Origin of the sequence: Methylobacterium soli, from assembly GCF_008806385.1 — a bacterium.
Lineage (GTDB): Bacteria > Pseudomonadota > Alphaproteobacteria > Rhizobiales > Beijerinckiaceae > Methylobacterium > Methylobacterium soli.
Window position 1 is genome coordinate 90,107 of record NZ_VZZK01000021.1, and the last position, 15,768, is coordinate 105,874.

General features: G+C 60.7%; 10 protein-coding genes and 1 pseudogene. 6 read left to right on the plus strand and 5 right to left on the minus strand.

The genetic code is table 11. The features are described from left to right. Positions 1-130 precede the first annotated feature (130 nt). The 3 genes and pseudogenes from F6X53_RS19180 to F6X53_RS19190 all read left to right on the plus strand — a co-directional run. Positions 131-1,615: an MDR family MFS transporter gene (locus F6X53_RS19180; RefSeq protein ID WP_151001799.1), complete on the plus strand. Its 1,485-nt coding sequence runs from the start codon at positions 131-133 to the stop codon at positions 1,613-1,615. A gap of 431 nt (positions 1,616-2,046) precedes the next feature. Then, positions 2,047-4,002, plus strand: a complete 1,956-nt coding sequence (locus F6X53_RS19185) for an adenylate/guanylate cyclase domain-containing protein (protein ID WP_151001800.1) — start codon at positions 2,047-2,049, stop codon at positions 4,000-4,002. After that, positions 4,002-4,136 (plus strand): annotated as a pseudogene (locus tag F6X53_RS19190) (arsenical resistance protein ArsH); the annotation flags it as partial. The gene F6X53_RS19185 and the pseudogene F6X53_RS19190, both read left to right, overlap by 1 nt. Before the next feature lie 160 nt (positions 4,137-4,296). Here F6X53_RS19190 and F6X53_RS19195 read toward each other — a convergent pair. The 5 genes from F6X53_RS19195 to F6X53_RS19215 form a co-directional block, all read right to left on the minus strand. Next, positions 4,297-5,163: a GIY-YIG nuclease family protein gene (locus F6X53_RS19195; RefSeq protein WP_210386394.1), complete on the minus strand. Its 867-nt coding sequence runs from the start codon at positions 5,161-5,163 to the stop codon at positions 4,297-4,299. Between the two features lie 559 nt (positions 5,164-5,722). Next, complete coding sequence (locus F6X53_RS19200) at positions 5,723-6,493, minus strand: M48 family metallopeptidase (protein ID WP_151001801.1); 771 nt, start codon at positions 6,491-6,493, stop codon at positions 5,723-5,725. Then, positions 6,493-9,537 (minus strand): type I restriction endonuclease subunit R, encoded by a 3,045-nt coding sequence (locus F6X53_RS19205; RefSeq protein ID WP_151001802.1) that lies wholly within the window; start codon positions 9,535-9,537, stop codon positions 6,493-6,495. The genes F6X53_RS19200 and F6X53_RS19205 overlap by 1 nt, the downstream gene beginning before the upstream one ends. Beyond that, positions 9,534-10,673, minus strand: coding sequence for a restriction endonuclease subunit S (locus F6X53_RS19210; protein ID WP_151001803.1), 1,140 nt, complete (start codon positions 10,671-10,673; stop codon positions 9,534-9,536). The genes F6X53_RS19205 and F6X53_RS19210 overlap by 4 nt, the downstream gene beginning before the upstream one ends. Then, positions 10,663-12,195: a type I restriction-modification system subunit M gene (locus F6X53_RS19215; RefSeq protein ID WP_238298266.1), complete on the minus strand. Its 1,533-nt coding sequence runs from the start codon at positions 12,193-12,195 to the stop codon at positions 10,663-10,665. The genes F6X53_RS19210 and F6X53_RS19215 overlap by 11 nt, the downstream gene beginning before the upstream one ends. A gap of 403 nt (positions 12,196-12,598) precedes the next feature. Between F6X53_RS19215 and F6X53_RS19220 the strand changes: the two genes are divergently transcribed. The 3 genes from F6X53_RS19220 to F6X53_RS19230 all read left to right on the plus strand — a co-directional run bounded on the left by F6X53_RS19220 (position 12,599) and on the right by F6X53_RS19230 (position 15,020). Next, positions 12,599-13,582, plus strand: coding sequence for an integrase (locus tag F6X53_RS19220; RefSeq protein ID WP_191970901.1), 984 nt, complete (start codon positions 12,599-12,601; stop codon positions 13,580-13,582). Positions 13,583-13,681: 99 nt separating this feature from the next. Beyond that, positions 13,682-13,888, plus strand: a complete 207-nt coding sequence (locus F6X53_RS19225; RefSeq protein WP_151001804.1) for a hypothetical protein — start codon at positions 13,682-13,684, stop codon at positions 13,886-13,888. Between the two features lie 220 nt (positions 13,889-14,108). After that, on the plus strand, positions 14,109-15,020 hold the full coding sequence (locus tag F6X53_RS19230) for a hypothetical protein (protein WP_191970902.1): 912 nt from the start codon (positions 14,109-14,111) through the stop codon (positions 15,018-15,020). Positions 15,021-15,768: the final 748 nt, after the last annotated feature.

Consider the following 15,768-nt stretch of genomic DNA (forward strand, 5'->3'; position numbering starts at 1 on the left):
GCCCCAATCAAGCTCTGTGTGGCCCAATAGAAATTGGACGGCCCTGGCCTCAATCCGCCCCGCGGGCCCTCAGCCAGGACCGATACGGGCTACGACGACGCGCCTCTTCCTCATCCAAGGCAAATCCGTTTTGAACGCACCCCATCGCGCTGACGTGCCGACGCGCCTCAACCCGGCCGAGATCCGCTCGATCATCATCGGCCTCGTCGCCGCGATGCTGCTCGCCGCCCTTGATCAGACCATCGTGGCGACCGCCATGCCAACGATCGGGCTCGAACTCGGTAATGCCGAGAACTTGCCCTGGATTGTCACGGCTTACCTCCTCGCGTCCACGGCCGTGACGCCGCTCTACGGCAAGCTCTCCGACATCCACGGCCGTCGGATCGTGCTGCTGGTCGCCATTGCGATCTTCAGCCTCGGATCCTTGCTCTGCGCGCTGGCGCCGACGATGGTGGCGCTCGCGCTGGCGCGCGGACTTCAGGGCATTGGCGGGGGCGGCCTGATCGCGCTGGCGCAGACGATCCTCGCGGACATCCTCTCTCCTAAGGAGCGGGCCCGCTACCAGGTCTACATCGCGGGGGTCTTCGCCCTGGCCTCGGTGGCAGGCCCCCTGCTCGGCGGCTTCTTTGCCCAGCATCTGCACTGGTCGGCGATCTTCTGGATCAATCTACCAATCGGGCTCCTCGCCTTCGCACTGACGAACGACAAACTCAGGCTCCTGCCCCGCAACGAGCGGCACCACAGCGTGGACTATCCGGGAGCGGGTCTGCTGATCCTCAGCTCAACGAGCCTTATGCTGGCTCTGAGCTGGGGCGGCGTGCGCTATCACTGGGGATCGGTCCCTGTGCTTGCGCTCGCCGCCTTTGGCCTCCTCGTCGGCGTCGGCTTCGTGGCCAGGCTAGTGACCGCACCTGAACCGCTGATCCCGACGAGCGTGCTGCGGGACCGGGTCGTCTACTCTGCAACCCTGGCCGCCTGTTTTGCTATGGGCACTCTGATTGGGCTGAGCATCTATGTCCCGATCTTCCTCGAAGGCGTTGTCGGCCTGAGCGCCAGCCAGTCGGGTGCGGCCATGGTGCCGCTGATGGTCGGGACGGTCGCGGGCGCCACGCTCTCGAGCCGGTCGATGCTGTATTTCCAGCACTACAAGCGCATCCCGCTCGCGGCGCTAACGCTCAGCGTTGCGGTTTGTGGTCTGCTCGCCTTTGAAAGCCGGGAACTGCCGCTCTGGCTTCTTGAAATCCTGTTCGTGCTGCTCTCCTTGGGGATCGGCACCGTGCTTCCGCTGTCGACGATCGTGGTCCAGAACGCCGTCGCGCCGCACCAGCTCGGCATCGCGACGGCGTCGATGAACTTCTTCCGCTCGCTGGGCGGCGCGCTCATCGTGGCGATCTTCGGCACCCTCGTGCTCGGAGGCGCGGGCAGGAACGACGGTGCGGGCATCGCCCACGATATGGCGGCGCTGATTCAGGGCGCCGACGCTGGGCAGCTCGGGCTCACCTTCCGTCTCGTGTTCCTCGCCGCCTCCCTCGGTCTCATCTTGGCCGTCGGATGCCTCAGCCTTTTGGAGGAGCGTCCCCTGCACGGACCTGGCACGAACAGTCGCACCGCCTAGGATCACGCCTCGCAGCGATCGAGACCTAGTGCCGGGTGCATGAGTTAGCGCTGATCATCTGGGGGCTGTGTGCTGCTGGGTGCCCAACCGAGAGAGCGATGCTGAGAACCTGAACCCGCGGAGCGTGTGAGCAACTCGTGGTTAGGATTAGAACGCCGGCAACGTGCGGCGCCTTCTCGAACATGTCGTTGAGCTCGACCGCGAGCAGGAGACAATGGAGAACCTCCGGAACCCAAACCGAGCCATGTGGAGCTGAACGACCCTGCCGGACGCGAAGTCCTAGAAAAAATCGAGCTCCTTGTAGGGGATGCCTTCTGCGCCCACGAGGTCTTGGCACCGGTCCTTGGCGGGCGTGGGCTCCTTTCACATGAGGTAGTATTATCGCCTCACCCAATTGCGCGACCATCGGCACCGACAACAAGGGCCGAGAGATGAACAGGATAGCCACAGAGCGTCATCTCGCAGCGATCCTGATCGCCGACATCGTCGGCTACAGCCGTCTCATGGGCGTCAACGAGGAAGGAACGCTACGACGCCTCAAGGCTCTGCGCTCCGGATTGATCCACCAGACGGTCAGGCAGCACGAAGGCCGCATCGTGAAGTGGACGGGCGATGAGGTTTTGGTCGAGTTTCCCAGCGCCGTGAGCGCGGTCCGCTGCGCGCTCGACGTGCAGCGATCGATGATTGACCGCAATGCCGCTCTCCCCGAGCCGGAGAGGATCTGCTTCCGCATCGGCATCAATGTCGGCGAGCTGATGGCTGAGAAGGATGGGGACGTCTTCGGCGACAGCGTCAACCTCGCCAAACGGCTCGAAACGCTCTCACCGTGCGGCGGCTTGTGTTTCTCGCGCGCCGTCCGCGACCAAGTCCGCGATCGGATCACGCTCCCTTTCGAGGACTGGGGCGAGCGCTCGCTCAAGAACATCGCCCGCCCCGTGCGCGTTTTCGCGGTCACGCCCGAAGTGATCGCCAGCCTGCCGGCCGCAAACGATCCGGTGCAGGTCCGGCGCGCCCACCTGCCGATCACTGTCACCCTCTTCGCGGTTAGCGCGACCAGTCTCCTCGTGGCCGGCCTCTGGTTCGCGCTACGGTCGGCCACCCACCCAGTCTCGCCATCGCTGCCAGTCACGGCGCCTGAGCAGAACGCATCTGCGCCGATAGCATTGCCTGGCCCGACCGCACCACGGCTCTCGATCGTGGTGCTGCCCTTCGTCAACCTGAGCGACGAACCAGGCCAGGATTACATCGCCGAGAGCATCACTGCGGACCTCACCACTGACTTATCCCGCATCCGCGAGAGCTTCGTCATCGCGAGCGGCACGGCGCTGTCCTACAAGGGCCGGACGACGGATCTGCGGCAGGCTGGACGCGATCTCGGCGTGCGCTACGTCCTAACCGGCAGCGTCCGCCGGGCAGGCGAACGCATCCGCGTCAACGCGCAGCTGGCCGATGCGACGAGCGGTGTGCAGATCTGGTCCGATCGCTTCGAGGGCGACCGCAGCACCTTCCCGGACCTGCAGGACGAGCTCATCGCGCGTCTCGCTCGCACGCTCGATCTCGAACTGACGGAAGCGGAGAGCCGACGCGCTCAGAAGGAGCGATCCGACAACTTCGATGCGAGCGACATCGCAATGCGCGGCTGGTCGGTGCTCAACCGTCCGATCACACAGCAGCAGCTGGCTGAGGCTCAGGATCTCTTCGAGCAATCCCTGCGCCTCGATCCGCGCCTTGCCCATGCGCAGATCGGACTGGCCCGGACCCTAGCTGCTAAGGTCAACGTGCGCTGGTCAACCTCCCAGGAGGCGGACTTAGCCCGTGCCGAAGCCCTGAACAACGAGGTGCTTGCTTCGCACCCGGGCGACGCCATGGCGCACTTCGTGAAGGCCGACATCTTGAGAGGGCGCAAGCAGTTCACCAGCGCGATCGCAGCCTACGAGACGGCTATTGCCCTCAACCGCAACTTCGCCCCGGCCTACGGCGCAATGGCCAGCGCCCTGTTGCGGGCTGGCCGTTCCGCCGATGCGATACCGCAGATTGACCGCGCAGTCCGCCTAAGCCCGCGCGACCCGCAGCTCGGGTTCTGGCTCTACGTCAAAGGGCACGCCTACGCCCACCTCACGCGGGATGAAGAAGCGATCGAATGGTGCCTGAAATCGGTCGCGGCCTCGGCGACACCCTACTGGTTGAACTATGTCGATCTCAGTTCGTCCTACGCTTGGCTTGGGCGTCAGGAAGAGGCGCGATCTGCCGTTGAGGGCCTTCTCAAGCTCAAGCCAGGCTACACGGTTGGTCATTGGCGACGAGAGGGATGGTCTGACGATCCCGTCTTCCTGCGCGAGTATCAGCGGATTGTGGAAGGCCTTCGCAAAGCGGGTCTGCCCGAGTAGACGAGGCCGGCCGGATGAAGCCGAGGCTGCTCGACGACCGCGTTGTTGATGTCTGCGAGAAGCTGATGAAGTTCACGCTGCTGACCCGCGCTGCCTGTAGGCGCCCCTCGGCAGATCGGCGACCGACCAGATGAACGATGCCAACGCCTGATGATTCATGAGTGCGAGGGCGATTTCGTTTTTTCGCTACGTGAGCCCACAGGAACACGAAGTCCCAGAGGACCACGTGCTCCTGGAGGACCTCGGACCCTGGGTCGAGCACGATCTGGATCACGTCCTTGGACCCGTCCGAGCTCAGCCAGGCATAGGCGATTTCGCGAGATCGCTAGTTCGCGTTGAGGCCCATCTCTCGGCTCTGGAGCTTGAGCTTCCACTGGGTCTCCATACCGATGATCTCGTCGTCGCTTGCATCGGAGCCGCCACCTGAAGGATGCAGACCTGGTAGTCCGCGGGGTCTCGCGCTTTCGGGCGAACGTTCCCGCCATGTCCGGTTCGGGCATACTCCTGCCACCGGTTGAGGAAGCCGCCAGCCCCCGTCGCCGAGCCCACATAGACCTCGTGCGTCTTCGGGCAGGTCAGCAGGTAGACGCCCTTCGCAGCGCCCAAGGCCACCTTCCAGCTCTCCGGCAGCACGTCGATCTCCGAGAGCTGCTTCACGAAGGCCAGATGCCCCGGGAACGCGGGCTCCTTGAAGTCCGTGCGCACCTCGAGGACGTCCTTGTTCTGCCGATCAGCACGTTGCGCCCATGACCGTGCGCCCCGGCCCCACTCGATGACGACCTTGCCGACGAGATCGGATAGTCGCTCGTCGGGCTCGAGCTCATAGAGGTCATGCTCCTCGGCTTTGAGGATCCTGTCGTTTATCGGTTCGGGCGTGTCGACCTGCATCGGTCCGACGCTACGGATCTGATAGAGGCCGACGAACAGGGTCTCGCGAGCCGGTGTGCCGACGAACGACGCCCAGAGTGGCCGGGAGCTCAGGACCTGCCGGTTCCCGGGCGAGTGGATGGATTGGTAGAGATCGAACGCCGATCGATCATTCCGCCATAGCGCATAGGGAGTTCGGCCTTTGGTCGCCCGATTGTCCTGATGGCGGAGCAGCCGCACGTCCTCGGGCGCGATCTCGGCCTGGTGCAAAAGCGAGTTGAACAGGAGGGGCATAGGACCTTTCGGGCGTGGCTGATTCGACAGATCGCTATATCCTGGAGCTGAATGCGGCAGCGCTCTGCCGCGCCGGACCGGCTCTCACAGATCGATCGCGAATTTACGAAATACCGACACCGGCGGCCGGATCGCTTTCTCCTCGGCGCCGCCGCGTTCTTTGCCTTGGGTCTGGTGGCAAGCCTCTCAGAAGGCGCAGGGTGGCTGCCAGCACGGCGAGCCATAAACCCGCGCCGCTACTCGCAGATCCAGCTGGTGCGCCTCGTATGCGATCCTGCAGCACGTCCACGACGAGAGCGATGACGTCAATGCCGCCGGTCAATGGGCGTCAGGGTGGAAGGCAATACGACGATTGGATCCAGTCAAATGGACCTCAAGCGCATTCCCATCTGAAACGCCCGGAATTTCACTTTTCAACTGACGCCAGATGCTCATCGGCATCGAGTTCAAGATCGGGCGCCCGGCGTCCCACTCGCCGTGCTGGAGGCGCCGCTCGATCAGGAAGCGGAAGCTGAGCTCGATGCGGTTGAACTCGCGCGTGAGTTGGCCGAGTGACGGCCTAGGGAGCGGCGCGAAGCAGGGCAGGGGCTGAACGCACCTGCAAGAACCCGTCGTCGAGCTTATGCTGATGCCTATCGAGCCAGCCCTTCGCACGCTCGTAGTCGCTGAGCAGCGATGCTAGGTAGCGCCAGAACTCAAGTCCGTGTGACCGGAGCTTGAGATGCGCGAGCTCGTGGACGACGACATATCGGAGCACCGCCTTCGGAGCGAGCACCAAGAGCCAGTTAATGCTGAGGCCGCCTCGGCTACTGCAGGAGCCCCAACCTGCTGACATGTCGCCGACCCGGATAGAACAGGGCGTCAATTCGAACTTCTTCCGATAGGTCGCTACGATCTCGTGCACATCACGCCGCACGCGTCGCTTGAGCCAAAGCTTCAGCTCATTGGCTACGAGAGCATCGGCGTTTGTTTCGCTGACCCAAGCCGGGAGCCTGATCGAAAAGCCATTCTGATAGCCAATCTCGATGCGAGAAGCGTCTGTTCGCAGGACTGTCAAAGAGGCCATGCGACCGCGGTAGGGTATTTTCGAACCCGTAATGAAACGTGGCACCACGGTGCGCTCGGATGCGAGCTCATCCAACTCGCGGACCGCCTGATAGACCCACTCTCGCTTGCGATTGAGGAACCGATCGATGACTTCATCATCGTCCGTTGAAAGTGCCAGAACCTCGACGCCAGCTGGGGTCACCGTTATCCGGCGCTCGGATGCCGTTGCGGTTCGCCGCAGGGTGTAAGGGATGTTCGTCTGCCCAATGCGCAGGCTCGGCATCAATGCATTCCGGCGTAGGCGTGAACAGCGTAGGCCTCGATATCGTCGCGGATCTGCTTCGGTTCTGGCACACCTGCTCCGACGAGTAGGGGGCGCACGCGCTGCCTGAGCTCTTTCTTATAGGCGTCCATGAAGAACCACGAGGGCTGGCTTGCTTGAGCCGTGGCGTAGACGTTGCCGATCGCGATCGCAGCGGCTTGCTGGCTCTCATGACCGACGTCAGGAGCCGCGCTCTCGATGATACGCAGGATCGCGAAGGCCCGCTCATCCATGCCGAGTTCGGCATGCGCACCCTGCTCGTTGGTGATATTCGCGGCAAGATCCTGGAACTCACGCAGCCCTTCGGCGGCAGAAATCTGCCCGTCCTCGAAGCGGCGGATGATCTCCAACACGCGCTCTGAGAAACGCCCATACTGAGCCGGGTTCTTGTCGACCAATTCGCGGGTTACGCGCTTGAGCTCGGCGGATTTCCGGACCAGCGCCTCCTGCAAGTCCTCCTCCGTTTTGCTCTCCGTGTCGAAGTCTGCGCTGAAGCTTGGGTCTGTGATCGAGCGCAGGCGTATGGTCGTTGACAGCCCCGTGGCATGGACGTGCTCTTCGAGCATGTCTCGGATCTTGGACGTGTAGCTCCGGTGATCGAGGCTCTCGTCCTTCAAGATCACCTGCGTCGCCATACGAAGGAAAGCAGCCGCCCACTTCACCGCGTCGGTAAATTCTAGGATTGCTGGATCTGGTGAGAGGTCGCCGTAGACCCGCACAAACTGCCGCGCGAAGCGCTGAAGGTCGAACCAATCGTCCTCCCGTCCCTCGACCACCAACTTGCCGACCACGTAGGCCGCTGCCTTCTCGTCCAGACCATCCAAACCAAGCAGCCGCTTCTGACGTGCGTAGCGGGCGTGGACCTCCCGTAAGTCGTTACGCAGGATAGCGATGTCGCGCAGCGCGTTCTGAACGTCGTCGGCCCGATAGCTCGCCAGAGCCTCGTCGAGGTGGTTGGTCACGCCGATGTAGTCGACGATCCGGCCATGCGGCTTCTCGATCTCGATCCCGTCCGGACGCTTCAGCGTGCAGGTGCGATTGGTGCGGGCGATGGCCTGCAGCAGACCGTGTTCCTTCAGCGGCTTGTCGAGATACATGACCGCTTCAATCGGCGCGTCAAAACCGGTCAGCAGCTTATCGCAGACGATTAGGAAGCTCGGCTCCTTACCGAAGACCTTGAACGCCTTCTTGGCTTTTTTCTCGGCTTCCTCGTCGAGGTAGTGCGCTTCGAGCTGACGACGCACAGCGGTGACGGCTGGATCCTCGGAGTCCTTGTTGTCCTCCTGGCTCTTCGAATAGGCGCAGGCGATCATCATGTCTGCCTGCTCCCGGGCTGCGTCGGCGTCGCTGCCGCCTTTGATGAGATCGGCCGCGATCAGGGCTGCGAGGGCTGCCCGGTAGAGAACCACGGCTTCGCGATCGATGACGACGATCTGGGCCTTGAACCCATCAGGGCGGCAGACCTGCTTGAAGTGTTCCCAGATATCTAAGGCGACGAGCCGCACCCTCTCTGGGTGCTTAGCGAGGGTTGCGAGCGCGACACCCTTGCGCTTCAGCTCCTCGCGCTTGTCGTCCGCCATATCGACGAACCAGCGATCGAATAGGATGTCGATTTCGGCCTCGTCGATGGCCCAATCGGTTTTGCGGCCTTCGTAGAGGATCGGAACAGTCGCTCCGTCGCGCACGGCGTCATCGATGCCATATTTATCGAGGTAGCCCTCGCCCGCGACGCTGAATTGGCGGTAGGTATTCTTGTCGGAGTTCTTGATTGGCGTGCCTGTAAAGCCGAAGAACCTGGCATCCGGCAGGGTCGCCTGAAGATAGCCCCCGAGGTCCTTCTCCTGGGTGCGGTGGCACTCATCCACCAACACGATCCAGTTTTCCGAGTTCGGGATAGCCTCGCGCGAGCCAGCGAATTTGAAGATGGTCGACAGCAGGATCTGCCCGCTGCCGGCTCGTTCGACGGTCTCGCGGAGCTCCGCCACCGATCCTGCCTGCTTCGGGTTGGGCAGGGCGCAAGCGACAAAGGTGGTCGAGATCTGCGTGTCGAGGTCGATGCGGTCCGTCAGAACGAGAATGTTCGGGTTCTGGAGCGTTGCCGCTTCCACGGTCAGATGCGTCTTCAGCTTGAGAGCGAGGAAGACCATGGTCAGGCTCTTACCCGAGCCCTGCGTGTGCCAGATCAATCCCTTTTTCAGCTGCCCGTCGGCAACGCGGGCGACCGCCTTGTTCACCGCTCGGAATTGCTGATAGCGGCAGACCTTCTTGACGGTTTTCTTCGTCTCGGGATCAGTCTCGAACACGATGAAGTGCGCCAGGAGATCCAGGAGCCGTGCTGGCTCAAGAAGGCACCAGAGGTCCTTAGCGAGATCGTCCGCGAAGTCTTCCCGGCTGCGCGGCCAAGCGTCAGGCCATGGCGCGTAGAACTGCGAGGACGCGCCCGTGGCACCGTAGAGTGTGGTGATCCCATCGGTGATAAGATTGAAAGCGTTCGAGCCGAACAGGCGCGGGATGTCGCGCTCATATTGCTTGATCTGCTCGAACGCTTCCTCGGCCGTGTTGCTGGTCTTTAGTGGCGATTTCGCTTCGATCACGACTATCGGAATGCCGTTCACGAACACCACAATGTCCGGCACGCGCGACCGCTGAGCGGAAACGCGAAACTGACAGACGATGTGGTAACTGTTACGATCGGGGTTCTTAAAATCGATCAAGACAATGGGTCGGTCGCGCGCGTCGCCTGTCAGCCTGCGCGAGTAGGCGCCCCGCAGCTTTCTCTGCCACTCTTCGTTGTCTGAAAGGGTGGATAGATCGCCATAGATCGCCTCGGCATCGATTGTGCCGATCCCGTTCAAAGACTGTAGAGCCTCGAGCAGCACGGGTTTGAGAAGAACGCGGTTCTTCTCTACCTGCATCACTGTGGCAGCCGCAGGCGAGAGCTGCTGGTAGCCCAGTGCGGTCAGCACATCGAGCGTTGGCTTCTCAGCGAGCCGGTATTCACTCATTTGGGCACCCGGACGCCGCCAGATAGGAGATCCTTCAACAACCTTGCCTTCACGCGTCTGAGCTGACTGACGCTCTCGCGTGAGCGGGTCACCGCCTCCGCAAGCGAGGAGCAATAAGTGCCTATTTCAATTTGTTTTTCGAGAGAATGGAATTTGAACTGAAGCTTGCGGAAAGTGCTCTGCTTGATACCTTTGGCAGTCGAGCCGGTAGCGTGCCGGTGAATAGTTGCTTGTGCTGGTGGGGAGAGCAGGAGCCACTTGAGGTATTTTCGATCTAGACGGTCTAGTTTTGGCACAAGGGTGATAGTTCGCTGCCCCAGGGCAGCTTTATACGGCGGAAATTCTGCAACAAACCCGAGTGGTGCCTCGGTTGTAAACAAAATATCTCCCGCCATAGGTATCCCGCGCCGCATCCATGAATCATACGCTTCTTCCGCGATGAACTCTCTCGGCTCTTCGACTAAATATCCGAAGCGAACATTTCTAGCAGTTATAAGAGGCACGCCCTTATCAGACTTTGGAGGAGCAACGCCTCGATAATCAATGATTCTATCGAGCATATCTTCAATCGGAAACATGCAACGTTCGGTGCCAGTGCCGTCTTTTTCGCTAAATGTGTCTGATAAAAAAGCATTCAGCAGTGAATTAGTTCGGTCGGTAACAGCAACGCTGGCAGCAATGGTGTCGTCTACCGATCGCAGCACCTCGGCAATACGCTGCTGCTCATCGATGCCAGGGAAGCTAATATGTTTCTCTTTAAGCAGCTTGAAATGCCTAGCATAACCCTCACTCTGCAGATTGATAGCAGTGAGTGCATAGTAGAAAAATCTTGGATTGAGCTGTTTGGATGGCTGAAGGCACTGCGTGCCGTCTGCGCCTACAACGAATGGGAAATCAATATACTTTAACACCCTTGTATGATCTCCGAATACGATTACAGGCAGATCATATGGATATGCGGCACCGACGTTATCTGTGTATCCACATATGATATCTGCTCCTTGATCAATGATGGGGAGCTTTCCCGATTGGAAGTATTCAGAAGTCGGAAGCTTGCGTATTTGACTGCCTCGCTTCTGCACAATGACGTCCGCAACACTGGCCTGCGACCAAGGAAATTCGTTCTCAGATGTCATAGCCGAGTCTCTTCAGGTGCTCGAACATCACTGACTCGGCCTCGTTGCGTTTCGCGACGGCCTCCTGCAGTTTGGCGACCTCAGTCGTGACATCAGCTACCTTCGTGTCGGCACCGGTCTGCACGTAACGGCTGATAGTCAGGTTGAAGTCATTAGCGGCAAGCTCTGCGATAGGCACTACGCGAGCGAGCTTATCTGCATCAGTGAAAGTATGGAAAGCTTCTGCAAGTGTCTTTACGTTGACGTCCGTGAGAACATTCTGAGCTTTGCCTGGCTGGAACGTCGCGTCGCCATTTACGAACAGCACCTTGCCTCGCCGGCTTTCCGGCTTGACCTTTCGGACTATCAGAATTGCGGCTGGAATGCTTGCGCCGTAGAAGAGGTTTGGTGCCAGCCCAATTACCGCCTCGATGACGTCCTCTTTCAGCATTGCCTCCCGGATGCGAGCCTCGGATCCTCGAGACAAGACGCCGTGAGGCACGACTACGCCCAGCATGCCGTCGGCTTTCAGCGCGCTGATCATGTGTTGAATGAAGGCAAAGTCGCCATAGCCTTTGGGTGGGCAACCATACGCATCGCGCCCGAACGGATCGCCATTCGACCAAATCTCGTGGCCCCAGACCTTCTCTGAGAACGGCGGGTTTGCCAGCACGCGATCGTAAGTGCCAACTCCTGGAACAAATTCCAGTGTTTTGGGATCGTAGCGCTTTGGCGATAGGAGAGTGTCGCCCTTCGCAATGAAAGCGTCGTCGATGTCATGCAAGAAGAGATTGATTTCGGCGATTGCCCACGTGCCGAGGTTCTTCTCCTGCCCGTAGAGCGAGAGGCTGCGCGCGTCCTGCTTGCGATCCTTCAGGTGCTGCACAGCCTCTAACAGCATGCCGCCTGAGCCGCAGGTTGGATCGTAGATAGACATGCCGGGCTTGGGGTCGAGGCACTCCACGATCAGCCGAACGATCTGGCGGGGCGTGTAGAACTCGCCGCCTTTTTTGCCCGCGCCCTCGGCGAACATCTTGATAAGATAGAGATAAGCGTCGCCCAGCACATCTGCCGGCACATCGCAATTGCGCAGACGATACTTCTCGAAGTGCGCCAGGAGCAGCTCCAAGCGGGCGTCAGGGAATTTCTCCTGATTGGCGAAGTCTACCGCCCCGAACACGCCCCGAAGCCGCAAGTTCGCGTCTTCGATGGCTGCGAAGGCGTTGTTCAGCCGCTGGCCAATCTGGGTGGAGTGCTTCCGCACCTGGTCCCAGCGGTGCTCAAGCGGGATGTGGAAGCGGTGCTCATCAGGGTCCGCCGCTTCCTCCTGGTCGCCTGTTTCGGCGAGGAGGGCTTCGAACTCCTCGTCCCACACGTCGCAGAGCCGTTTGTAGAACAGGAGCCCAAACACATACTGCTTGTAGTCTCCCGCATCGACGTGCCCGCGCAGGATGTCGGCAGCACCCCAGAGATGCCGCTCGAGATCCTGCTGCTTCAACCTCAGCTTGGCCCCACCGAGGGCGGCAGGAGTGGTCATATCCATGTTCGCATCACCGAGAGCGCGGTTTTGGCCGATCATAGCCCTGAATGGGCGCTCGCGGCTGTGCTGTAGATGCCTCGCTTCGTGGGATCCTTAACGCGCAAGCAAAATAACCAAGGAGCTGGCCCCTGTCCCAAGCCGAAGAGGCATCTGGCACCTGGTGCTCAACCCGCCGTGCCAGCACGCGTTGCACCTAGGCAGCCGTGCGAGCCAAAACGAGGGCAGCTTGATCAGGAGGCGAAGTCCCAGACTGCGACGCTCGTCACGGAGGCCTTGCACCATGGGCCCGCCGCCCTCCGCATCACACCCTTGGATCGAGGCTCGTCCAGGTAGGGAAAGTCCTTTGCGGCCCGGCATCGGTGTCCTTTGATCGGCAAATCCGAGGATCACAGGACGCGAGAATAAGATGGCGACGATCAGGAGGCTGCGGGGACGCTGGCAGGCAGCCGTGCGCCGCAAGGGCATGCAGCCGCGCTCGAAGAGCTTCGACAGCAAGGCGGACGCCGAGCGCTGGGCCCGCAGTCTAGAGGCAGAGCTCGACCGCTGCGGCGCGCTGCCGGACACCAGGCCTTCCGAAAACACTACGCTTGCGCAGATCCTCACACGCTACCGCGATCAGGTCTCGCCGAAGAAGCGCAGCGCCGTCACGGAGATCGCGCGCATCAACGCCATCCTGCGCCGTCCGATCTGTCACCGGACGCTGGCGCTGCTGTCGAGCGCTGATCTCGCCACCTACCGCGACGAGCGCCTGAGAAACGTCGCACCCGCAACCGTAATCCGCGAGCTGAACACGATCAGCCACGCCATCGACACGGCGCGTCGCGAGTGGGGCATCCACTTGGCTCAGAACCCGTGCAAGCTCGTGCGACGTCCTTCGCCGCCGAAGGGGCGCACACGCCGGCTCGAGGGCAACGAGGAGCAGATCCTGCTCGCTGCTGCTGATGCCGGGCGCGTGCGCTACCTGCGCCCGCTGATCGTGCTCGCCATTGAGACAGGCATGCGCCGGAGCGAGCTGCTGGCGCTGCGGTGGGAGCATATCGACCTCGCCAAGCGCGTCGCACATCTGCCGATGACGAAGAATGGCACCAGCCGGGATGTGCCGCTCTCCACCCGTGCCGTAGAGACGCTCAGGGCCCTCCAGAGAGGCGAGAGCGTGACGGTGTTCACAGCGGCGCCGAATGCGGTGCGGCTCGCCTGGCAGCGTCTGACGCGTCGTGTGGAGCTTGAGGATCTACACCTGCACGACCTTCGGCACGAGGCAGTCTCGCGCTTGTTCGAGAAGGGCTTCAACGTTGCCGAGGTCGCCTCGATCTCGGGCCACCGCGAGCTGCGGATGTTGACGCGCTATACCCATCTTCGAGCCGCTGATCTCGCAAATCGGATGGGCTGAAAAAAAGTTGCTCGAACTGAACGCATACCCGCGTCCCGGCCGCTATGACTTATCCGAGGATGGTGATGGATGCCATCCGCCGAGTGAAGGCCACTGAAAATGAACGTTGTTAACTTCCAAGAATACAAGCAGAGACTCGCAAAAAAGCAGGATAGAAATAAGATTATCTCATCTTCTACAGTTTTAGAGTTAGATAGCTCCGAGTTTTATGGTTCTATCAGCGATAATTCGATCGACGAAGTGATTGATAGTCTTGCGGAGGCGTTAGATTATGCAAAAGAATGCGGCTGTGGAAATCAAAAATGAGTGCAAAACCTAGTAAATATTGCATCGTTCTGTTGGTCTATTGATAGGTGTGAATAATGTGCTTCTTAAGAATTTTGGACCCGATACGCATCCGCACTCAGAATCGGTATTAATCAACTAAAGCGGCATCATACGATGAGAAAATTCATCGTATGATGCCGCTTTATTCAAAATCTGGAGAACGATTATCGTGAGAAATTCTTCGAGTTTACGAGAGCTTGTGCGGGCTGCACAGCATCTTACGGCCGAGCGCATTGGTGATGAGCGCAGTTTGTTCGCTGCGAAATGGTTCGACTACCGGTTCGTGTCGCCTGTTGAAGCAACGCTCTTCTTCTACGACATCTACCGCGATCTCTACCAGAAGGCCTGGCGGAAAAACTTCAGCGTGACGGAGGCCGAGCGGAAGCGCGGGGTTCCAATTGCTGGCCTCTGGTCCAGTGGGCGCGAGTTCAACAGCGTTTGGCGCGCTCGCCAGGTCGCCGATGGCCTCGGCCTGCCCTACGATTTCTTCATCCGGGAAGCGATGGAGGCTGCTTTCCGGCGGGGTTTCAAGCGGCCGCCTCGGCCCAATCAGCTATATCACGAGTCATTTGGCCCCCCTATTTTGGAAGCCTGGGCCGAGCGGCAGAAGTCGATGCCCTTGCTATCCGCTCTGCCGCAATACCGCATCGAAGCGTATCGCAACTTGCCGGTGCAGGATGAGCATCAAGCCTGGGTCGTGGGCAACCTTAAAGGCCGGCTCGCCCGACCTTACGCGATCGCGCAAGCCTGCTTCGAGCAGCGCGTGCTCTCGGTTGAACGAGCCGAGGCCGAGTTCAGTGCCCACCAGATGGAGCGGGTCCGAGAAGAGGGCGCGGGCATGACGCCGGAGCCCATTGTGCCTCTCAAGCGCACTGACTTCTGGCCGTCCTGCTTCGGAATTCCCCATGCTTGGTCTGAAACGTCCCCGATCTGTGCTGCGTGCCATGCTCGGGCAGATTGCGCTCAGGTCGCGAACAAGGTGGAGGAGAAGCTACTTGCGACTTACGGCGTTGTGGGCCCGCGTGATGCTGAAGTCCGGGCTCAGACCCGCGCCCGGGTTGCACGCCATCGAGCTGAAAGGAGGGCGGAAGCTCTTTCCGCGAGCCATTGAAAGCCGGCGAACACCGGGCCGTCCTGAGCTGAAGGAAGCCGGCACAGCGTTACGCCGGGACAGGGCCACGATGTAACGCTTTCCATATATATACTTACTATCTTTTCTCTAAGAAAAAGAACAAGTCTATGGAAAGCGTTACATCGGGGATCTGTCTCGGCCAACGCTCGCGGGCTCCGCCCACTCGCTTGCCCAGCTGCGGCTCGACCTTGCGCGCTGGCCGCGGCGAAGCTCCGGGTCGCGCTTCGCGCTCCCAGAACGTGAACTCAGCGACGGGCCTCTATGTGGCACTTCCTTGCTGCCGGCCCAAGACCGAGCTCACCGCCGGGAAGCTCGCCTCAGAGCGCCACACAGCGGCGGCAGCCTCTACGGCTACGTGGGCTCCAGAAACAGCCAAGATGCCTGTGACGGGCCAGCCTCGTGAATCTGAGCGGTCATCCTCGGCAGTGGTGCGGCGGCTGACATGCAGCGCGGCACCCAAGCCGCCGATCCGGCGCAGAGGGTGGCCCCCGAGATTGCTGTCGCCACGCGCAAGGCAGCTTCCTGGTGCTGATGCTCCGGCCAGTGCGTTGACGACTAGTGGTCGAAATCTGACACTTGAGTCCGTGGGATCATGCCCTAACGCATTGTTTTTGCTGGTTTCAAGGCGGACTCAAACGTTTGATTTGCTCCACTAGCTGCATGGAGTTGCCCCCATCAAACCGGACACGGGGCTGGTTGGATCTGAGCACGAATGAACTCGCGAGGC